Genomic DNA, 18,880 nt, shown 5'->3' on the forward strand with positions numbered 1-18,880 from the left:
CTAAAGGCAATGCAATGTGGAAGCATGTAATAATATCTAGTATTCAAGCCGCTTTTGTAGGGGCTATGCTACTCATTTTAGTTAGCCTGCCAGCGTTTGGCGGTGCAGCAACAATATTTGGTGTAATGGCATTTCCTATCGCACTTTTTTGGTGCCTTGCTTTGGCGTATCCATTAATTAAGCTTCGCCAGAATTCTCAGCTTTCAGAATATGCCTATTTTATGATTTATTTAGTTTCTGGGGCTATATTGGGTGCTCTCACGCCAGTGTTAATGTTTGGCACACCGTTCGGCCTTCAATCAGCCGCTTTTCTTAGTTTTTATGGTCTATGCGGTGCGGCGTGTGCCGTTAGTGCGTGGAACTATGTGCGTAAAAATGTCAGTTTATAACAAGGCTAAGCAGGGCTTCGCTTCAACCTTGTCGCTTTTCTTGAACCGATAAACAAGCAGCTAAAGATCTCAGGCATGGTGGGCGTTAGGAGAGTTTAAAAAATGATGGAGCTGTACTTTTTAGTCAGCGTCTTTGTAGGAATGGCTGTAATTGTTGATGGTGTTGTTTTATATAAAGCCAGAGGCGTTTGCTGGACAAACAAAATACAGTCGTTTACAACCACTATTGAGTTTTTATGGGTTATTGCCTCTATTATTGCTGTTTTTACGCTAGAGTTCTCACAGCTCCAAATATTAATCCCTTCTCTTTACGTCGCGCATAATATTTTTGGCTGGGCGTACGGCTCTTATCTTGTGTCAAAGTCACCTGAAGTGAAGAATGGTACAGAAGCATTGGTTATACCGTACTGGTATCTTATGTTTGGCTTAACCGTTGGTATCGTATTCAGCATAAGCAGTTTATGGGCATTCATACTCCTATAATCAATGGCTTAAATAATTAACATGAAAATGGAAACACTTAGGTACCCAAATGGCATTACAGGCAACTCCTTATAAAATCTCACTGGATATATCAGATACTGATCGCGGTGTTTACGAGAGTGTGAAATTTACTGTTGCACGCCATCCATCCGAGACAGAGCAGCGTTTAGCCTCACGAGTACTGGCTTATGCGATGTTCTATCATCCGCATTTAGCCTTTGGCCGGGGGTTATCCGATACCGATGAAGCGGCACTCTGGGAAATTGATCTCACCGGTGAAATTCAGCATTGGATTGATGTTGGCCTACCGGATGCTGCGCGGGTTATCAAAGCCAGTCGGCGTGCACCAAGGATGTCTGTAGTTGTGTATGGCAATGCGCGTTTGTGGCGAGAAAAAGTGCTACCGAAGTTTGCCCATTTAACCAACGTGAATGTGTTTGTTTTACCGCAAAATGAGCTAGCGGAAATTGCTGAAAAATTACATCGCTCAACACACTGGGGCGTAATGATAAGCGATGGTCAGCTGTATATCAGTGATGGTGATGAGCAGGTGATTGTTGCGCTTGAGTGTTGGCATGGTGAAATGCCCGAGGCATCGCTGTAGGTTAATGGGCATTACAAATAAGTGGTGCAGTGGTTCTTCGTTGCGGCTTTGAATGCACTCCAAAGCCGCGCAGCGTCATTTCGTTAACTTTCAGTCAGATAGCCAAGTTCAATCAGTGTTTCGCGGACTCGCTTTTTGATGTCTTTGGAGTTCCGTATAAAGTACCGCTGAACAGAGGTGTTTTCTGCGTCGACTTTATCCAGCATCTCGTCTTTAAGCTTACGTGCTACGTGAGCTGGCGCTAAAGGGTCAGTGACTAAACCGATAGTGTGACTGCCAAGTCTGCTTTGTATCGCCATTGTGTCCGCGTACCGGCCTGATTCAGTTACTTTGGTATAAACTTCGTTAGCTGGCAAATCATAGATGTCCGCATAAATTTCACGTAATTCGTCGAGGCCTTCCTGCAGTTCCTGATCGGTGTAATCTCGCATACTCATCGCGTGCTCTACTGAAAGTTCCGCTGTGGTCAGCGGGTTGATAACACCGTCGTAGATGTCGCGGGCTCCAACGGCTACGGTTTCCCAATACGGAGCCATTGTTTCTGTAATTTTAGGTAAATGGTCTTTTCTAGGCCAGGATGCGATTAAGTTGTAATCTAGGTGAGGAGCTTCGGACTCCCAGCTTAGCTCGTAACTACCGTCGGGATTGGTTGTGGTAACAGGGTCTTTAGAGCTGCAACTGCCGGTTCTCTTTAAATCGGCGCAGACTTCCACGTTGCCGACTCCTTTTTCAAATATAACCTTGCCGGATACTTTAATGGTGCGGGTTTCAGGTTCATTACTAGGCTGTTCAGTAGCGCTTTCATTGCTCTGAACTTGAGTCTCTTTAACTTCGGTTTCTGAATCGGAGTCGTTGCAACCAATTCAAATATAACTTTGCCGGATACTTTAATGGTGCGGGTTTCTGGCTCGGCACTCGCCTGTTCAGTCGGGCTTTCATTGCTCTGAACCTGAGTCTCTTTAACTTCGGTTTCTGAATCGGAGTCGTTGCAACCGATTAAAACCGTACTCATTAAAATAAGACCAAAAAGTTTTGTTGGCATTTCAAAATCCTTTCGAAACAAAATGTAAGTATGTATATTCACATAGCGTAGTGGAAAGTAAAAGTTAAGAAAGCGTTAAGACAAGATGCCAGATGAAATTGGAGTTCAAAATCAAACATGCAAAATTCAAATAATGTTGTCGGCAAGCAGAGTAGTTACGACGAGCCAATGAATTTACCTGAAGAGAGGGTTAAGTCGTTTATTTCCCATTGGTATGAACAATGGTTGCAAGCCGAGGCAAAAAGCGAGACTGAAAAGAATAACGATCAGGGGTTTGATTTTGGCTACTGGCGTGATCTTATGTCCGCTGTCGATAAAGCTCACTTTGTTGCCGGCAGTGGTTCAGGGTCTGACAATTCGTTTGGGCCCGCCGACTACGACCCGAATAACGAAAAAATCATTGAATGTGATATTCAAGGCGACTTGGCTCAACTGCTTACCGAGCTGCATCAAGATGAGGGTAGGCCTTCAAATTATCATGCCTACGAGCTCAAGTTAGATGCAGAAAAAGACTGGAAAATAACGCGGATACATACTCTTTTTCATCCTCCCAAAAGCCCGGTTATTGCCCCTGAACAACATGCTGATATTCTTGCTATGTCGAGCTCCGCTGCTCCCCTTATGAATAAACAAGAGAATTTAAACCTTAATGAACAGACTCTTTTTCAGAAAAACCGGCGTGTCACAATCCCGCATTTAGATGAAGGAGAGACAAAACTGGAAGAGGTTGGAAAGCTCCAAATTAGCTCAGGTATTCTCGGGATTCTAGATTTTGGCTATGATATTTACCGGTTTGAACCGCTGCAACGGAGGGTAACGCCGGGCGAGTATCTTGTTGAAACGGTAACCACTCATGATCGAGTCGCTGGTATTCGGGTAAAGCTAAGTGAAAGCGAGCAGGCAGTAAAATGGTACGCGGCGAATACACCGAGCGGTAATGGAGTTTATGGTGTCGACGCTGGAAACTTGGCTATATTCGATGTTGCGAACCTTGTGGAACTAAGCCATTTGAGAAAAGAAAAGCTCTTTAACGAATGGAGCCTGGAGGGGAAAACAGAGCTGTTATCAATGACCGGGCAAGATGACTGCGTTATTTGCACCAGCGGTTTCGGCGATGGCGCTTATCCCGCATTTTGGGGCGTTAATGAGCAAGATGAAGTGGTCTCGCTGTACATTGATTTCATGATCCTTGTGCAAGAAACCGAAAACGGCTCATATGAGTCGATTTAAAATATTCTGTCAGTACTTTGCAGCCTTTGAACAAACCGCTTATATTGGAAGCAGCGCTTAATAGGAAGAGGTAAGTCATTGCAACATGCATTGTTAGTGGTGAATCCTAAGAGTCGGAATGGTCACTCTGAGGTGCTAACAGAAGCTATCGATTTGCTCAGAAACTCCGGCATTGAGGTAGAGGTTTGCGTTACTGAGAGTGCATCTCATATGGCTTCCTGCATCGAAAATTACCGTGAGCAAGATGGTGTAGTTATTGTTGCCGGTGGCGATGGAACTATCAGCTCTGCGTTAGAGTCAATTTATAAAAGCAAACAAACCTTAGCCATTTTACCTATGGGTACGGCGAATGATTTTGCGCGGTCGCTGGGGCTGCCACAGGACGTTGTCCCGGCCGTACAGGCTATCATTGACGACGAGCGGGAACGCATAAACCTGGCAAAGGTGAACGGTAATTACTTTGTGAATGTTGCTCATGTTGGCTTAGGCGTAGAGGTAACCCGCGAGCTGACATCAGAAATGAAGAAATATTTCGGTGTGTTTGCTTATCTGGGAGCTTTTACCAGCGTAGTTAAACGCAATAAAAGTTTTAAAGTCGCTATAAAAGCAGATGATTGGGAAGGCTCAGTAAGAGCTATTCACCTGGCGGTGGGTAATGGTCGCTTTTATGGTGGAGGGAATATTGTCGATGATGACTCCACGTTGCTGGATGGACAACTGAATTTATTTTGTTTGAAGCCAATACGGTGGTGGCGGTTGCTATTGCTGGGGGTAAATTTCCGTCACGGTAATTTAGGAAAGGCAGAGCGCGTGGTCTGTAAAAAAGCCCGGGAAATTAGTATTAAAACTTCCAGACCCAAACAGATTCAGGCCGACGGCGAGTTTAAAACCGATACTCCGGCTGAGTTTGAAGTGATCCCAAAGGCGATTGAAGTTATTGTTGGCGATATGCCAGTGCCAAATAAAAACAAGGAATAATATGTCGATATTACGCACAGATAATCAGGCCGATAGCATGGAAATGCTGAAGTTAGTCATTGAGACAAAGGATTACTACCGTGAAATAGCGAAGGTGGTTGAAGATGATAACCTTGCTAACGAGCTTGATAGCATTGCCAGTGAAAGAGCCTCCTTTATTGAGCCGTTTGAAAATATCGTTAAGGATCTCGGCGAGCTGCCGGCTAAACCCGACCCTGATAAAGAGCTGATGCAAATAATTGAAGGGGAACTCACTCAGTTTTTCTCTGCGGATTCTAAAACCGCTATTTTGGATAAGTGCCTGCAGGAAGATGAAGAGCTGGCATCTTTGGTAAATAGCACCAAACTGGGCGAAAAGTCGGCGGAGTATCAGGAGCTACTCGACGCGTTGGCTGAGAACCTTAGTGACACCAAAAAATCAATTCAGGCGTTAAAAGATTAGTATGTAACCTGGCAGGCAATTGAATGCTCTAACCTACAATTCAGAACCACTCAAACCTAAATTCCTACCGTTCACGCATTCCTTGTTTGTATCTGCCGGGCGGCTGGGCTAGCTTAGCTGTCAGTTTCCTAACGGTACTGACGTATGACTTTCAATAAAAAAGAAAAACTGTCGATATCAGCACTGCTGATTATTCTCTATTTAATACCTGCAGGGCTAGAGTGGTTAGAGTTTGATAGTGAAAACTTACACGTTATTGCGATAAGCCTGCCAATTTGGCTGGCCTTTTTTTACCTCGGCCCGTTTTGGTTGTTCTACTGGGCTCAACAGAACAAGCATGTTGCCCGCTTACATGTGGTGGCGCAGGGCGTGTTGTACGTTCTGATGATGTTTGCTGGCGCCAATATCGTCGGCAGACTGCATGCGCTGGCGTTTCCGCAGTACCAGTTTCCGATAAAGGAGCAGGGGCTGTCGGCATTTCTGTGGGGTGTGTTCATCTTCTCGATGACGCACATGTACCTTTTATATCAGCGCTTTGTTCAGGAGCAACGGTTGCGTAAAGAAGCTCAGCTGGCTGATTTGACCAGCCGTTTAAATCCCCACTTTCTGTTCAACTCGTTGAACACCATTTCCGCGCTTATCCACTCATCACCTGACAAAGCCGACGATGTATTGCATAAACTTTCCGACATACTGCGTTACTCCGTTGATCAGCAAAACAAGTGGGTGCCGCTGGAGCAGGAGCTTGCTGTTTGTGAAACCTATTTAACGGTTGAGAAGGCAAGGTTCACCGACAATTTGAACATTAGCTGGCAAATTGCGTCTTCGGTGGATACGCGGCAATTGAAGGTGCCGCCGTTGTTACTGCAACCGCTGATTGAGAACGTTATGAAACACGTGAAGCGCCGACCTATTGAGTTGATCATTAGCGTGCAAGTGGAGCAGGGCAAGTTGATATTCAAAGTAAAAGACAACGGTAAAGGTTTTTCTGAGCAGTCGTTGGATGAGCAATCTAGAGCTGGTAAGGGTCTCAATATTGTAAAACAACGTGTTGATATTGCAGGTGGTGAGCTGTCGCTTTGTAACGATACGTCAGAGCATGGAGGTGCGGTGTGCGAAATCACCTTACCCATTCACGCCTGCGTGTAATTATTGTCGAAGATGAAGCGCCCGCGCGCTCGAAGTTAAATACGCAGCTCTCGCAAATGGAAGGCGTTGAAGTTGTTGCGGAATGTGCTGATGCTCCTCAGGCAATACACGGCATTAATTCACTTAAGCCAGATTTGGTTCTGTTAGATATTGAGCTGGGTGAGTTGTCAGGCTTTGACGTGCTTGAAGCAATAAAGCACCCGTGCCATGTGATATTTACCACGGCTTACAGCCAGTATGCCGTGAAAGCATTTGAGAAACAGGCCTTAGATTATCTACTGAAACCCTTTGATTTGCCGCGACTGCGTCATGCTTTAGAGCGCGTAGTATTAGCGCAGCCCCAGGTTGCAGAACCCGCTACAGTGCAGCTCACTGCGAAAATCGGCGATAAAATACGCATGCTGCAATCGTCCGATATTCGATTTGTGAAAGCCTCACAGGGACTGGTAGTAGCGCAATGCCTTGAGCGCGAACACCATTTGGATGCAAGTCTGGAATCACTGTTGAGCCAGTTGCCAAGTTCCTTTTTGCGGGTGCACCGCAACAGCATCGTAAATATCCAACATATTCATCAAATAGAAAAGTGGCAAAACGGTGCGCTTTTACTTCGTTTTGAAGGCATAAACGACACCATTACGACCAGCCGACGTGGCGCTGCAACACTAAGAAAATATCTTAACTTATAACCGGAGAACAATATGAAAAAATTAGGGTTATTCGTCGCGTTGTTTATAACCACGCAGGCTTTAGCAAGCGACTTTGTGATAAACAATGTGTTGTTGCCAGACTTTCAGACACGCGAGTTAACGCCCGTTAACATTGAAGTTGCGGACGGTAAATTCAAACAAATTGTGGATAGCTCGGTCCCCTTGTCGCATGCCGATGTGCGTGACGGTAAAGGGCAAGTGATAATGCCTGCCTTTATCGATATGCACTCTCACAGCATGGGCAATTCATCGCTGGATCGTAGCGACTATCAATACATCGGTATACGCGGCACCGCGAATGCCATGTTGTATGCCGGAGTGCATGGCTGGCTCGATTTATATAGCGATGAGAATGATATTTTCGAGTATCGAGATCAGCAATTTACAGAGGAGCGCGACGAAGCCTACGTGTTTGCCGCAGGTCCCTGCTTTACCGTGCCAACCGGACACTGTGACTTTGGTGAAACGCGATTGATCAGCACACCAGAGGAGGCGGTTGCAGAGCTGAGAGATTTAAGCGGCTCCAAGCCTAATGTGGTGAAAGTTGTATTTGATAATGCCGGCAGTAAACCCACTATTGATAAGGCTACGCTTAAGGCTTTTTTGAACGAAGCAAGGCGTCTAAATATTAAGTCGGTGGTGCATATCGGTTCCTGGAGTGATATTCGCAAGGCCTCAGAATTAGGCGCTGATGCTGTTACCCATTTGCCCTGGCACGCTATGCCTGACGATATTCCCGAGCTATTGGTAAAACAGGGTACTGTCATTATTCCTACGGTGAGTGTTATAAACGAGCTACTGTATTTGCACGACTCAGGCTCCGATGAGCTTGCAGCCTCTGTACTTTCCGTTCCAATGACGGACGCATTAGTCGAGGAAGATCTGTTGAGCGACTACCCGATAACCGCAGAAAATAAAGTGTATTTTGACTGGGTTGCAGGGATAAAGGCAGATGGCGCTCTCGAAAACCGGAACGATGCGATTAAGCGTTTAGATGCCGCTGGAGTCAATATACTGGTTGGATCCGACGGTGGCAATTTCGCCGTATTCCAGGGCGTAGGCTTCCATCGAGAAATGTACTTTTTGCAGCAAATGAGTATGTCTCCCTGGGATATTGTGTTGGGCTCCACCCTTAAGGCCTACGAGTTCCTCGGCGTAGACTGGGGAATTGAAGAAGGTCGTCCTGCGCACTTCACTCTGCACGACCGCCGTATTTTTGAGGACTTAAGCCTTTCAACTGAGGTGGAGGACATTTACCTACACGGCAGAAAAGTGAGTCGAGAACCTATGCTGAATTACGCCAACCCAGGGTTCTTTCAGTACATGAAGTTGTTTTTTGGGTTTGAGGTGTAGGAGAGCGCAAAAAAGTACTGCAAAACGGTGCATAAAAGGTCAGAATTAGAAGATACCGGATGCAAAAAATTACCGTTTAGGCAGGGAAAGACGTTGTCACAACAACAAAAACAATACGACATACATTGGCTGACGGGACAGTTTTGCGATTCCAGCAAGGAGTCCCGGTATCGCAACTCGATTAAAACGCGGGTACGTTTCGAGTCGCGCTTTGCATAGCTTGCCGTTATGGATTAATCAGCATTGATATCTAAATTACCTAAATGGATTGAGTATGGGGCGTTTGTGCTGGCGTTTATAGCTGGCTGCATAAACGCTATTGGCTTGCTTGGTTTTGAGCACCAGGCGGTTTCTCATGTTTCAGGTACTGCCACTTTGTTTGGTACCAGTATGCTGTCGGGCTCTTTCGATGAGGTGCTGCATTTGGCCGGTGTGTTGTTCTCGTTTTTTGTCGGTGCCGGTCTGTCTGGATATCTATTGCACGGCACACAGCTAAAGTTAAGCCGTCGTTACGACATTGCTCTCGCAGCTGAATCACTGCTGATATTTGCTTCGTTTTACTTACTGTCTGAAGGATCATTTTACGGTCATTTCACCGCATCATTAGCCTGCGGTATGCAGAATGCCCTGGCAACGACGTACAGCGGTGCCATTGTACGGACCACGCACCTCACCGGTATTTTTACTGACTTAGGCATTATGTTTGGATCGGTTATGCGCGGCAAAGCTTTCGATAAAAGAAAAGCGGTATTGTTTGGATTAATCATTGCCGGCTTTGTTACCGGAGGAACATCCGGCGCCTATCTGTTCATGTTATTACAGTTCCAGGCGTTGTTAGTACCAGCCGTTATTTGTCTGGCGCTCGCTTTCTTGTATCGTGTGCATTATAGAAAATCAGGCCAGCATAAATAAACTCGCCTAAAAGGTGGCTATGTGCCGCTGGAGCTTGGGTGGGTTAATATTCTGAAATGAATTAATTAGGGGAAGTCATGCACGGAGAATATAAAGTACCAGGCGGTAAGTTAGTCGTTGCTGATGTTAATTTAGAAGATGGTTGTCTGAGTGAGGTCAGTATTTCAGGCGACTTTTTCTTAGAACCTGACTCTGCGCTAAACTTAATCAATGAGGCTTTAACCGGACTACCCGAAACATCAAGCCATAAAACGCTCGCTGCCGCAATTGATGAAGCACTTGATGAAGACGTAATGATGTTTGGTTTTTCCGCCGAAGCTGTTGCTACAGCTGTACGACGTGCCTTAGGTAAGGCGAGCAGCTGGTTAGATCATCAATTTACTCTTATTCCACCAGTAACACTGCCCGCAGCAGAGCATGCCGCGTTAGACGAAGTGATAGCCGATTCAGTTGCCAAAGGTTTACGAGGCCCAACATTAAGATTTTGGGACTGGGACGATTCTGTGGTGGTGATTGGTTCTTTTCAGTCAGTAAAAAATGAAGTGGATATGGCCGCTGCGAAAGAGGCCAATGTGCAAGTTGTGCGCCGGGCGACAGGTGGTGGCGCTATGTTCATGGAACCCGGTAATTGCATTACTTATTCATTAACGGTACCCACCTCATTAGTTGATGGCATGAGCATTGAAAAGTCTTATGAATTTTTAGATGCCTGGGTTTTGGCTGCGTTAGCTGAGGTTGGTATCAAAGCCTACTATAAACCGCTAAATGATATAGCTTCTGCGCAAGGCAAAATAGGCGGAGCAGCACAAAAACGCTTTGCCAATGGTGTTGTCGTGCATCATGCGACTCTCGCTTATGATATCGACGCCAATAAAATGCTACAGGTATTACGTACTGGCCGTGAGAAACTCTCGGATAAAGGCATTACCAGTGCCAATAAACGAGTTGACCCTATGCGTAGCCAGACAGGCTTAACCAGAACCGCGATTATTGATGCTTTTATGAATCAGTTTACCCAGGCTTATCAAACCCAGGTCGACGACTATTTACCGCAAGAATTATCCGCGGCAAGAGCTCTGGTAGAAACAAAATATTTGACGGAAGAATGGTTATACAAGGTAACTTAAACATGGGAAGTTATTATGATTACCTTCCGTCCAGCTAAGAACCTGACTAACGCTGCAGAGCTGACCCTTGCCAATACGTACACAAAAAAACTCTCTTCACAGACATAAAAGTCCGCGCTCCATGCTGTCTAGATCGCTATGTTTAGTTTAGAGTATTTGCATGCTTTTAAAATATACCCTAACGGAGTATACTTTGATTTATAAGACAAAGGAATTTGCTTCTTTAATGAAAAAAGAAGCAATGTCTGACGAAGATCTGATTAATGCTTGCAAGGAAATGAGTAAAGGTCTTATTGATGCAGACTTAGGCGGTAATGTTTATAAAAAGCGTATTGCCTATAGCAATAAAGAAAAACGCGGCGGGTATAGAACAATTGTTGGTGCTGTTATAGGTAAAAAGTACTTTTTCCTTTATGTGTTTGCGAAAAATAAAAAGACTAATATCAGTTCTAAAGAGAAGGTTGCTTTAAAAGAGCTAGCTAGAATGTTTATCAGCTTTGATAAAAAGCGGTTAGGTAAGCTTGTCAAAGAGGGTGAGCTTATCGAGGTAGGTGATTTATGAGTGATATTTTAAAGTCTGTTCATAAAACGGCTAAGGGTTTGAAAAACTCGGGTGTAATAGATAAGACAACGATGCGCAAGTTTGATGCGTTATGCTTGACCACTGTCCATGAATTTTCCGCTGAACAGGTTAGAGCTCTTAGACTGAAATATAAGTTATCACAGCCCGTATTCGCACAATATTTGAATGTCAGCGATAAACTGGTTAAGAAGTGGGAGCAGGGCGACAGTAAGCCACGCGGAGCGGCGCTTAAAATGCTTTCTATTGCTGAAAAAAAAGGTTTAGAAGTTATTGCTTAAACTAATTTGGAACCCTAAGAATGTACGTACCAAAGCATTTCGAGGAAGATGACAACGCAAAGTTGCACCAATATATTCGCGATTACGGTTTTGGCATATTAATTGTTGCCGATGAAGATGGCATTGAGGCAAACCACCTTCCTTTTCATTTAAGTCGCGAAGAAGGCGAATCTCTAGGAACGCTTCAGTGTCACGTGGCACGTAATAACTCGGTATGGCAGCGCCTTAAAAATGGTGGTCGCGTGTTAGCCGTTTTTCAGGGACCGGACGGTTACGTTTCTCCTTCGTGGTATCCCTCTAAAGCAGAATCAGGGCGAGTTGTACCAACTTGGAATTATCTGGCTGTGCATGCGGCAGGTAAAGCGAGAATCGTTGAAGATGCAACTTGGCTAAAGCAGCATTTAATGAAACTAACAGATCAGCACGAGTCAGGAATGAAAGAGCCCTGGCAGGTAAATGATGCCCCTGAGGACTTCACCGACCGCTTAGTTAAGGCTATTGTTGGTATAGAGATAGAAATTGAAACCCTGACCGGTAAATTGAAAGCGAGCCAAAACTTGCCGGAACGAAATAAAGCAGGAGTTAAAGCAGGTCTTGAAGGCAGTGATCAACCGCAGAGCTGCGCGATGTCTAAATTCGTTAGTTAGTAAAAGCTGATTTTAGCGATTCGACTGCGGTATCAGTGTACTCTCTGTCATTAAATCGTCATGCCATTGACACATTCATTCGATAGCATCCGGCCTCGTGATTAAACACCAACACAGAGCGTTGCTATATGTCCGTAACCCGAGTCTTATCTGTTATTTCCTTGCTAGTATGCATGACCTTAACCAGCGTTTTTGCTAATGGTGCTGAGGCTTCTCGTTCTGACGACAGTCTGGTATTGAAGTTTGCTGTACTGGGTGATGCTGAGCCTAAACCCAAAGCAGAATTCCCGGGTGTGTCAGCGGCCGTTGATGATGTAAACAAATTGGCGGAAGACGGCACTATGGATTTTGTTGTCGGGGTAGGTGACATTGCGCATAAAGGCACGGTGATTCAATACGAAAACGTGACACCGGTACTGCAGCGCCTGAGCCTGCCGTTCTATCCTATTATGGGCAACGAGGAGCATGGCTCTACTGTAGAGCGCTACCTGAAATATGCGAACTTGTGGAATGACGGTAAAATTTCCATAGAGAAACCAAGCTATGTTCTGGAGCGCGACTCTGTTGCTTTGGTGTTCGCTTCTCCGGATTTCGGTCGGGATTTTGGCGACGAGGGCATTGCCTGGATGAAGGAGCAAATAGAGCGTTTGGCTCCGAAACCTGTACTGCTTGTTGTTCACGGTGCACAAACGGGTGTGTACCCTGAAAATGCAGATAAAGGTGTGACGCACGAAGGGTTTAAAGGCATTGTTGCGCAACCGAATTTAGCAGCAGTGATATCGGGCGATTTGCATATGGATATGGAACGGGTTAATCATTCTAAGCAGATTGATGGTGTTCATTATTTACATATGCCTGCACTGGAACGTACAAAAATACCGGACGAAACTCGTCACACACCGATGTTTCGTGTGTTCAGTATTTTTGATGACGGACAGGTACTGGTAGAAACCTACCAGGTAGACGTTGAAAAACCGCTGGCGCGGCATGAATATCGGTTTGAACTCCCTGATAAATAATGTTTTAAAAAGCCTGTCGGAATAGTTTCCGGCAGGCTATTCTCTATATTTTTTCCCATCAACTAGCCTTTCTGATAAGTTGTAAAGATAAAGCAAACCTTCCCCAAAGTGCCTGAAGTATCGATAATATAAACAACTTCAACTATCTCATTAAACGCACAAGGGATTGTAATGACAGACTTCAAAATGGATGAAAAACTACCTAACTCTTTGCGATGGTTTTTGAGCCAAAACCTGCATAACTTTGCTCCCTGGATCCTGTTGGACAGAAACTCTCAATACGAATTTATTACCGAAGGTGTTGGGGGAGGAGGAGCCGGCACGGGAAAGGTTTATGTTTTTGCTCGCCGTGAAGATAACGGTAATTTTGCCGGGTTGGAAATAATTGCGAATAAAATTACTGATAGAGTGGTTTGCTTTCATCCATATGCTTTGGCCGGCGAATCGGAATTGAGCTGGAACGTCGTTAACGCAGTATACGAGGATGTATTCGTATTTGTGGGGAAGCAAGTTATGCCGGACATGCAGGCGATGGCAAGAGAGAAAGACGCCGCTGATTTATTCTGGAAAGAATAAAGGCGAGCTAACGTATTAACTACAAGGAGGTTTTATTTATGTCTTCACCGCAGGTTGGAGTGGGTGTTCTTATCATTCGAAATGGTCGTGTACTTCTGGGTAAAAGGAAAGGCGCTCACGGCGCTGGTACCTGGTCTGCGCCAGGCGGACATCTTGAATTTGGCGAGTCGATTGAAGACTGTGCACGACGTGAAGTTCTGGAAGAAACCGGGCTGGAACTCACAACTGTTCGGAACGGGCCTTTCACCAACAACGTGTTCCAGGCAGATAATAAGCACTATGTAACCATTTTTGCGCTGGCGGAGCCTTTGAACGGAGAAGCTAAAACTCTGGAGCCTGATAAGTGCGAGGGTTGGGACTGGTTTGACTGGAATACGCTTCCGCAGCCGTTATTTCCGCCATTAAAAACGCTTATTCGTGAGGGATACACTCTTACCGACTGGCTTTGAATTTAAAAGCTGTATGCAGTTGAGCAAAAAAGCTACCAATAATTGGTAGCTTTTTTGTTGTAGTCTGACTTATTCCGTAATCTAAATTAAAACGAGTAACGCACGCCCAATGCAAATGTGCGTGAATAAATGGCGTTATTAAAATTGAACAGATTATCGTTGTCTTAAACCGGTGTTTTGTGCAGTTCCGCCAGTGTGTGCTCCAGAGCATGTCTGGCGTTGACTAAAAGCGTCTGCATTTCTTCACGGGCGACTACCGGGCTCTGCTCTTTAATGGCCATGAACACTGCTTTATGACCGGGTAGTGAATCGACATATTCTTCCGCTATAGCACTGCTTAAACGAAATGAATTTTCCAGAGCAGTTTCAATGGTTACACCTAACGACGCCATAAATTCGTTATTAGTGGCTTCCAGTAAAGCTAAGTGAAACTCTAAGTCGCTTTTGTACACAGCGTCAGTACCAATTTGAGCCTCTTCCATTGCCTGGTAAGCTTCAGTTAATGCGGCTAACTGCTCGTCAGTACGGTGCATAGCTGCCAGACTGGCTGCATTAGGCTCAATAATTTCCCGCATTTCATACAGCGACATGTAAAACTTCGTGTCTGGGTTGCTGCTAAAACACCAGCGCAAAACTTCCGCGTCAAACATATTCCAGTTTTTACGCGGACGGACTCTCGTGCCCAGTTTCGGACGGGATTCGATTAGCCCTTTAGCGGTTAACAGCTTAAAGGCTTCACGTAATGCTGTGCGCGATACACCCAGCTCTGCACCAATGTCATTTTCATTCGGGATATACTGACCAGGCAAATAGACGCCACCCACGATTCGAGAACCCAGTTCCTGAGCAACCCAGGAGTGGATACTTTGTGGTCTGCTTCGGGTTGCGCTTTTCATGTGTCTTCCCTTGCATGTGGTGATGATGCGATTTTGTTCATATTAGCGTTTTTTCTCTGTAAGCGTAACCCGAATGAAATAGTGAGTGTAAATAAATGTAATTTTTGTACCTAAAGCTGGTGTGATGCATGCAAGTTAGTCTAAATACTCTAAGCTTTATCCAAAAAATGACTAACGGGCGTGCGCGCCCACTTAAAGGAGAAAATTATGTCACGGATTTTACTATCAGGCATGCTGCTTCTAGCCTGCTCATTCTCGGTTTTGGCTAATGACCTGAAACCGGGGTTATGGGAAATTACGTCTTCAATGGAAGGAGAGGGTATTCCTAAGCAGCTTACGCGAGAACAAAGCTCGCAGGAGTGTCTCACAGCTGAGGAAGGTAGCGATATGGTCGCTACTATGCGCAAACGTTGGAATGAGACCGGGTGTAAGGATATGGATATCTCCCGGGATGGAGATAAAATTGAAGTTGCGGCGTCGTGCGAAGCCGGTGGGCGCACTACGGAAGTCGATGCATTGATTACGGTGCACAGCAACGAACATTATTCCAGTGAGGTTACAACCACTAACGATAGCTCAGTAACCACCTATCGAGAAGCTTCCTGGGTATCGTCGGAGTGCAAGCAATAAGGGGTTCTAGGGATTTTCCCCTCTAAAGTAACATAAATCGCCACAACCCTCGCAGTTAATGGCTTGTGGAGCTGGGTTACCTTTCATTTTAGACTTCATTTTCAACAATAGGCCTAGTTATTTCCTGTAAATCAGGTAGTTTGCGGTTACTAGCGAACTGATAAGTGCCGCTCAGATTAATGTTCTGCCATGCAACGGGTGATACTTGTCGAGTTATTGCTGCTTTTTCCTCGTCACCAACTTCTTCAAAGTGCAGTAATAGATGACTTAGGATCATCGAGTTAAAGTAGATAATAGCATTTGCCGTCAAACGGGCACACTCGTTCCAGACGACTATTTCTGATTCGTTTTTTCCACGGAACTGGTCACGATTGACCGATGCAATAGCTCGCCTGAGGAAATGCCAGGCTTCGCCTCGGTTCAGTGCTCGTTGAACATATTGGCGCAGACTTGCATCATCAATATAATCAAGTAAATATTGGGCTTTGATGAGCCTATTATATTCCGTTAATGCTTGTAATATAGGGTGTCTAGATGGATAACCAGATAATTTGCGTACTAGCAATGCCTGTGTTGTGCGTTTTTCTTGAAGGGATAACACAATACGCTGAATATCCTGCCAGCCTTCTTCAATCACATTCATTTTTATCGGCTTTTTCAGCGCCAGATGCGTGTTTCCGTCGTCGCTTTCAGTTACGTTAAATAGGTCATTGATCACACTGGTGAACTGAGCATACCTAGGCGCAAAACTATAACCGCATAAATCCAATAAGGCATAATTAACATGATTAACACCATGGGTGTCGGTTGAGAGGACATCTGGCTTAAGATCACTAGTATTAGATTGTAGTAAGTCGTAAATATAATGGGACTCATGCTCATTAGATCCTATGATACGGGCATTTAACGCACTATGATTGGCAACTAACGTCATGGCCGTAATACCTTTGTTGGTGCCGAAGTATTTCGAGGAGTAGCGAGTTTTAAAAGTCTCAAGGTGAGTTTCAAATTTTTGCCCATCGGTACTGGCGTGCAGGACGTCTTCTTGGATGTGATAGTGGCGGAAAATAGGGAGTGCCGCTACTGCGTTATTGATGATATCACTAGCCTCTTGCAAGGTTTCAGGCCTAATATAATTAGCTTGTATAGTGCTTAGATGCTCATAACTGCGATCAGATATTTGTGCCATCCCATATACGCCGCGATGTGTCGCATTCGCAATTAGAATAGCCAATAAATCGGGTATCCGGAATTTCTGGTTGATAAAATGCCAAAGATGTAAAGAAGAAAATCTTTCTCAGCGGATTATCTGATTGATCCTCTTCAGCCTACTCTACTGCCAATTTTCTGTTTCCACCTTCGCCTGAGTCTTCATAGCGATGCTGACTAGGGAGGACAGCGAGAGCTGGGCAAGCGTCAAAGCGGTTCTGGTTCATGCGCAATCCGGACACCTGCACAACATTCCTCTTGTAAGAAACCGATCAAATTCTCTAGGTGCCCATACTCGGGTATACAGACAATCGTGCGGCTATGTTTCTCCTGCCGGATCAGCCCTACCTTGGCCATGCGCGCAAGGTGATGTGATAGCGTCGAAGCAGGAATACCCAGCCCCTTCTGGATATCTCCGACCGAAGCCCCATCATGGCCAGCTTTGACCAGAAAGCGGAACACGGACAGTCGGTGACTATTCCCTAGCTCAGCTAAGCTGGCTGCAACCTTTTCGCGATCCATAGCACGCCCCAATAATTCGATGTTTCTAGAATTATAGTTGACAGGTCGGATAAACGCAAGTAGGCTGCGTACATCATTTCGATAAAACTAGAAATATAGGAGTAATATTGAATGTCACCTCAACTCCAAGACGCTCTAGGCATGTTCGCCTTTCTCGCTATCGAGCTATCGGTTTTATTCATTGGCATTAGCTTGCTGGTCGGAGTTCTTCAACGTCACATCCCACCATCCAAGGTGGAAGCGTTACTGACTTCCAGTGGGAAGCGAGGCTATTTTCTTGCTGCTGGTTTAGGAGCTATAACGCCCTTCTGTAGTTGCTCGACTATCCCCATGTTGAAAGGGTTGATTCGGGCACGGGCCGGTTTTGGGCCGATGATGGTGTTTCTTTTCTCATCTCCGTTGCTGAATCCTATCGTCGTCGGCCTGCTGGTTGCCACGTTTGGATGGACACTTACTGCTATCTATGTGCTCGCCGCTTTGGTGGTCGCGGTAGGTGCCGGATGGCTGCTTCACACGCTTGGCTTCGAGCGTTATGTGCGCCGGACGGCGACACAAGAGAGCAGTGGATGTAGTTCATCAGCAAGCCCGTGCAGTGCTACATCGACCGCATCGAGTTGCGGCACCAACAGCTGCGACACCACTCCGAAGACGGCTTCTTGCGGGGCTGATAGGAAGACAACAGTCTCTACGTCTAGCGAATGCTGTGACAGTCAACCCACTGTCACGGTTAAGAAAGAAGGGAAGTACAGTGGTGTGTGGCGGGAAGCTTGGTCGGACTTTATCGATGTGTTGCCTTACCTGCTCATCGGTATTGCGATTGGCAGCGTGATCTATGGTTTCATGCCCACTGACTTATTGGAGCAGTATGCAGGCCCAGATAATCCCTTTGCCATTCCAGTTGCCGCTGTCATCGGCGTGCCGTTGTATATTCGCGCTGAAGCCGTCATACCTCTGGCAGCGGCTCTGATGGCCAAAGGCGTGGGTGCCGGGACGGTGCTAGCGTTGATCATCGGCAGTGCCGGAGCCAGCCTGACTGAGCTCATTCTGTTGCGCTCTTTGTTCACGCTGAAGCTTTTAGCGGCGTTTTTAGCAGTCATTTTTGCTATGGCGATGATTGCCGGTTACGCCACCTACCTGTTTTTCTGATCAAGGCGGGAGATGATTAATTCGTTAAGCCTTCCTGGGTACCAGTTGGTGGATTCTGATGAGCAGAATGAAGACATACATTTTCGGCTTGAAGCACCTACACCAGTAGCCTGCGAGGGGTGCGGCGTGCAGGGTGAGTTCGTGCGGTTCGGCAAGCGTGATGTTCCCTATCGTGACCTGCCCATCCACGGCAAGCGGGTCACCCTCTGGGTAGTTCGTCGCCGGTACACCTGCCGGGCCTGCAAGACCACCTTCAGGCCCCAGCTACCGGAGATGGTGGACGGCTTCCGCATGACGCTGCGGTTGCATGAGTACGTGGAGAAGGAAGCCTTCAATCACCCCTACGCCTACGTGGCTGATACCACGGGCCTGGACGAGAAGACGGTACGCGACATTTTCAACGCCCGCGCCGAATTCCTGGGGCGCTGGCACCGCTTCGAGACGCCCCGCATCCTGGGCATTGACGAGCTATACCTGAACAAGCGCTACCGCTGCATTCTGACCAACAT

General features: G+C 46.0%; 24 protein-coding genes and 1 pseudogene. 20 read left to right on the top strand and 5 right to left on the bottom strand.

All coding sequences use genetic code 11. The features are described 5' to 3' along the window. Positions 1-14: 14 nt before the first annotated feature. The 3 genes from DEU30_RS10285 to DEU30_RS10295 all read left to right on the top strand — a co-directional run bounded on the left by DEU30_RS10285 (position 15) and on the right by DEU30_RS10295 (position 1,476). Positions 15-389, top strand: a complete 375-nt coding sequence (locus DEU30_RS10285; RefSeq protein WP_034818867.1) for a hypothetical protein — start codon at positions 15-17, stop codon at positions 387-389. Positions 390-491: 102 nt separating this feature from the next. Then, a complete protein-coding gene (locus DEU30_RS10290; RefSeq protein ID WP_034818865.1) occupies positions 492-872 on the top strand; it encodes a hypothetical protein in 381 nt (126 codons plus the stop codon). A 49-nt stretch (positions 873-921) separates the two neighbouring features. Beyond that, the gene (locus tag DEU30_RS10295) at positions 922-1,476 is read left to right on the top strand and encodes a YaeQ family protein (RefSeq protein WP_110014206.1); all 555 of its coding nucleotides are present in this window, start codon (positions 922-924) and stop codon (positions 1,474-1,476) included. An 83-nt stretch (positions 1,477-1,559) separates the two neighbouring features. On the opposite strand, the gene DEU30_RS10300 is transcribed toward DEU30_RS10295, so the two are convergent. Beyond that, positions 1,560-2,189, bottom strand: a complete 630-nt coding sequence (locus DEU30_RS10300) for a hypothetical protein (protein WP_227016363.1) — start codon at positions 2,187-2,189, stop codon at positions 1,560-1,562. After that, the gene (locus DEU30_RS13690) at positions 2,168-2,518 is read right to left on the bottom strand and encodes a hypothetical protein (protein WP_227016362.1); all 351 of its coding nucleotides are present in this window, start codon (positions 2,516-2,518) and stop codon (positions 2,168-2,170) included. Before DEU30_RS13690 ends, DEU30_RS10300 begins: the two co-directional genes overlap by 22 nt. Before the next feature lie 117 nt (positions 2,519-2,635). Here DEU30_RS13690 and DEU30_RS10305 point away from each other — a divergent pair, with 117 nt between their 5' ends. From DEU30_RS10305 to DEU30_RS10370, 14 genes are all read left to right on the top strand, one after another. Next, a complete protein-coding gene (locus DEU30_RS10305) occupies positions 2,636-3,748 on the top strand; it encodes a DUF4241 domain-containing protein (protein ID WP_114982091.1) in 1,113 nt (370 codons plus the stop codon). Positions 3,749-3,826: 78 nt separating this feature from the next. Further along, a complete protein-coding gene (locus tag DEU30_RS10310) occupies positions 3,827-4,726 on the top strand; it encodes a lipid kinase (protein ID WP_114982090.1) in 900 nt (299 codons plus the stop codon). Position 4,727: 1 nt separating this feature from the next. After that, on the top strand, positions 4,728-5,168 hold the full coding sequence (locus tag DEU30_RS10315) for a hypothetical protein (RefSeq protein WP_114982089.1): 441 nt from the start codon (positions 4,728-4,730) through the stop codon (positions 5,166-5,168). 144 nt (positions 5,169-5,312) lie between these two features. After that, positions 5,313-6,317: a histidine kinase gene (locus tag DEU30_RS10320; protein ID WP_114982088.1), complete on the top strand. Its 1,005-nt coding sequence runs from the start codon at positions 5,313-5,315 to the stop codon at positions 6,315-6,317. Then, positions 6,281-7,003 carry a LytTR family DNA-binding domain-containing protein gene (locus DEU30_RS10325; protein WP_034818838.1) on the top strand — a complete coding sequence of 241 codons (723 nt, stop codon included), beginning with the start codon at positions 6,281-6,283 and terminating at the stop codon, positions 7,001-7,003. The genes DEU30_RS10320 and DEU30_RS10325 overlap by 37 nt, the downstream gene beginning before the upstream one ends. Positions 7,004-7,015: 12 nt before the next feature. After that, positions 7,016-8,377, top strand: a complete 1,362-nt coding sequence (locus DEU30_RS10330) for an amidohydrolase family protein (protein ID WP_034818836.1) — start codon at positions 7,016-7,018, stop codon at positions 8,375-8,377. Between the two features lie 243 nt (positions 8,378-8,620). Next, positions 8,621-9,289 carry a YoaK family protein gene (locus tag DEU30_RS10335; protein WP_114982086.1) on the top strand — a complete coding sequence of 223 codons (669 nt, stop codon included), beginning with the start codon at positions 8,621-8,623 and terminating at the stop codon, positions 9,287-9,289. A gap of 77 nt (positions 9,290-9,366) precedes the next feature. Next, on the top strand, positions 9,367-10,416 hold the full coding sequence (locus tag DEU30_RS10340; RefSeq protein WP_110014199.1) for a biotin/lipoate A/B protein ligase family protein: 1,050 nt from the start codon (positions 9,367-9,369) through the stop codon (positions 10,414-10,416). Between the two features lie 160 nt (positions 10,417-10,576). Further along, positions 10,577-10,978: a type II toxin-antitoxin system RelE/ParE family toxin gene (locus DEU30_RS10345; RefSeq protein ID WP_114982085.1), complete on the top strand. Its 402-nt coding sequence runs from the start codon at positions 10,577-10,579 to the stop codon at positions 10,976-10,978. Further along, complete coding sequence (locus DEU30_RS10350; RefSeq protein ID WP_011233564.1) at positions 10,975-11,277, top strand: DNA-binding transcriptional regulator; 303 nt, start codon at positions 10,975-10,977, stop codon at positions 11,275-11,277. The genes DEU30_RS10345 and DEU30_RS10350 overlap by 4 nt, the downstream gene beginning before the upstream one ends. Positions 11,278-11,297: 20 nt before the next feature. After that, positions 11,298-11,924 (top strand): FMN-binding negative transcriptional regulator, encoded by a 627-nt coding sequence (locus DEU30_RS10355; protein ID WP_034818828.1) that lies wholly within the window; start codon positions 11,298-11,300, stop codon positions 11,922-11,924. 173 nt (positions 11,925-12,097) lie between these two features. Then, entirely contained in the window at positions 12,098-12,943 is an 846-nt protein-coding gene (locus DEU30_RS10360) for a metallophosphoesterase (RefSeq protein ID WP_227016361.1), read from the top strand. A gap of 171 nt (positions 12,944-13,114) precedes the next feature. Then, positions 13,115-13,519 (top strand): hypothetical protein, encoded by a 405-nt coding sequence (locus tag DEU30_RS10365; RefSeq protein ID WP_114982083.1) that lies wholly within the window; start codon positions 13,115-13,117, stop codon positions 13,517-13,519. Between the two features lie 38 nt (positions 13,520-13,557). Next, positions 13,558-13,968 carry an NUDIX hydrolase gene (locus DEU30_RS10370; RefSeq protein ID WP_011233567.1) on the top strand — a complete coding sequence of 137 codons (411 nt, stop codon included), beginning with the start codon at positions 13,558-13,560 and terminating at the stop codon, positions 13,966-13,968. Between the two features lie 164 nt (positions 13,969-14,132). Here DEU30_RS10370 and DEU30_RS10375 read toward each other — a convergent pair whose 3' ends face one another. Continuing rightward, positions 14,133-14,864, bottom strand: coding sequence for a FadR/GntR family transcriptional regulator (locus tag DEU30_RS10375; RefSeq protein ID WP_011233568.1), 732 nt, complete (start codon positions 14,862-14,864; stop codon positions 14,133-14,135). 207 nt (positions 14,865-15,071) lie between these two features. Here DEU30_RS10375 and DEU30_RS10380 point away from each other — a divergent pair, with 207 nt between their 5' ends. Continuing rightward, positions 15,072-15,494 carry a DUF3617 family protein gene (locus DEU30_RS10380; RefSeq protein WP_114982082.1) on the top strand — a complete coding sequence of 141 codons (423 nt, stop codon included), beginning with the start codon at positions 15,072-15,074 and terminating at the stop codon, positions 15,492-15,494. Between the two features lie 88 nt (positions 15,495-15,582). Here DEU30_RS10380 and DEU30_RS10385 read toward each other — a convergent pair. Together DEU30_RS10385 and DEU30_RS10390 are read right to left on the bottom strand one after the other, a co-directional pair. After that, positions 15,583-16,734 (bottom strand): annotated as a pseudogene (locus tag DEU30_RS10385) (Tn3 family transposase); the annotation flags it as partial. A gap of 176 nt (positions 16,735-16,910) precedes the next feature. After that, entirely contained in the window at positions 16,911-17,225 is a 315-nt protein-coding gene (locus DEU30_RS10390; RefSeq protein WP_114982081.1) for a helix-turn-helix domain-containing protein, read from the bottom strand. A 111-nt stretch (positions 17,226-17,336) separates the two neighbouring features. Between DEU30_RS10390 and DEU30_RS10395 the strand changes: the two genes are divergently transcribed. After that, the gene (locus tag DEU30_RS10395; protein WP_023660029.1) at positions 17,337-18,371 is read left to right on the top strand and encodes a permease; all 1,035 of its coding nucleotides are present in this window, start codon (positions 17,337-17,339) and stop codon (positions 18,369-18,371) included. A gap of 12 nt (positions 18,372-18,383) precedes the next feature. Next, the coding region (locus tag DEU30_RS10400) for a transposase family protein (RefSeq protein ID WP_147277859.1) at positions 18,384-18,880 on the top strand (497 nt) is incomplete at its 3' end.

It is taken from the genome of Idiomarina sp. 017G (genome assembly GCF_004362265.1).
In the GTDB taxonomy this organism is placed as follows: Bacteria; Pseudomonadota; Gammaproteobacteria; order Enterobacterales; family Alteromonadaceae; genus Idiomarina; species Idiomarina loihiensis.

Coding starts and splice junctions, on each gene's coding strand:
- DEU30_RS10285 (WP_034818867.1), top strand. CDS start 15: ATGTGGAAGCATGTAATAATATCTAGTATTCAAGCCGCTTTTGTAGGG.
- DEU30_RS10290 (WP_034818865.1), top strand. CDS start 492: ATGATGGAGCTGTACTTTTTAGTCAGCGTCTTTGTAGGAATGGCTGTA.
- DEU30_RS10295 (WP_110014206.1), top strand. CDS start 922: ATGGCATTACAGGCAACTCCTTATAAAATCTCACTGGATATATCAGAT.
- DEU30_RS13690 (WP_227016362.1), bottom strand. CDS start 2,518: ATGCCAACAAAACTTTTTGGTCTTATTTTAATGAGTACGGTTTTAATC.
- DEU30_RS10305 (WP_114982091.1), top strand. CDS start 2,636: ATGCAAAATTCAAATAATGTTGTCGGCAAGCAGAGTAGTTACGACGAG.
- DEU30_RS10315 (WP_114982089.1), top strand. CDS start 4,728: ATGTCGATATTACGCACAGATAATCAGGCCGATAGCATGGAAATGCTG.
- DEU30_RS10320 (WP_114982088.1), top strand. CDS start 5,313: ATGACTTTCAATAAAAAAGAAAAACTGTCGATATCAGCACTGCTGATT.
- DEU30_RS10330 (WP_034818836.1), top strand. CDS start 7,016: ATGAAAAAATTAGGGTTATTCGTCGCGTTGTTTATAACCACGCAGGCT.
- DEU30_RS10340 (WP_110014199.1), top strand. CDS start 9,367: ATGCACGGAGAATATAAAGTACCAGGCGGTAAGTTAGTCGTTGCTGAT.
- DEU30_RS10345 (WP_114982085.1), top strand. CDS start 10,577: ATGCTTTTAAAATATACCCTAACGGAGTATACTTTGATTTATAAGACA.
- DEU30_RS10350 (WP_011233564.1), top strand. CDS start 10,975: ATGAGTGATATTTTAAAGTCTGTTCATAAAACGGCTAAGGGTTTGAAA.
- DEU30_RS10355 (WP_034818828.1), top strand. CDS start 11,298: ATGTACGTACCAAAGCATTTCGAGGAAGATGACAACGCAAAGTTGCAC.
- DEU30_RS10360 (WP_227016361.1), top strand. CDS start 12,098: ATGACCTTAACCAGCGTTTTTGCTAATGGTGCTGAGGCTTCTCGTTCT.
- DEU30_RS10365 (WP_114982083.1), top strand. CDS start 13,115: ATGACAGACTTCAAAATGGATGAAAAACTACCTAACTCTTTGCGATGG.
- DEU30_RS10370 (WP_011233567.1), top strand. CDS start 13,558: ATGTCTTCACCGCAGGTTGGAGTGGGTGTTCTTATCATTCGAAATGGT.
- DEU30_RS10375 (WP_011233568.1), bottom strand. CDS start 14,864: ATGAAAAGCGCAACCCGAAGCAGACCACAAAGTATCCACTCCTGGGTT.
- DEU30_RS10380 (WP_114982082.1), top strand. CDS start 15,072: ATGTCACGGATTTTACTATCAGGCATGCTGCTTCTAGCCTGCTCATTC.
- DEU30_RS10390 (WP_114982081.1), bottom strand. CDS start 17,225: ATGGATCGCGAAAAGGTTGCAGCCAGCTTAGCTGAGCTAGGGAATAGT.
- DEU30_RS10395 (WP_023660029.1), top strand. CDS start 17,337: ATGTCACCTCAACTCCAAGACGCTCTAGGCATGTTCGCCTTTCTCGCT.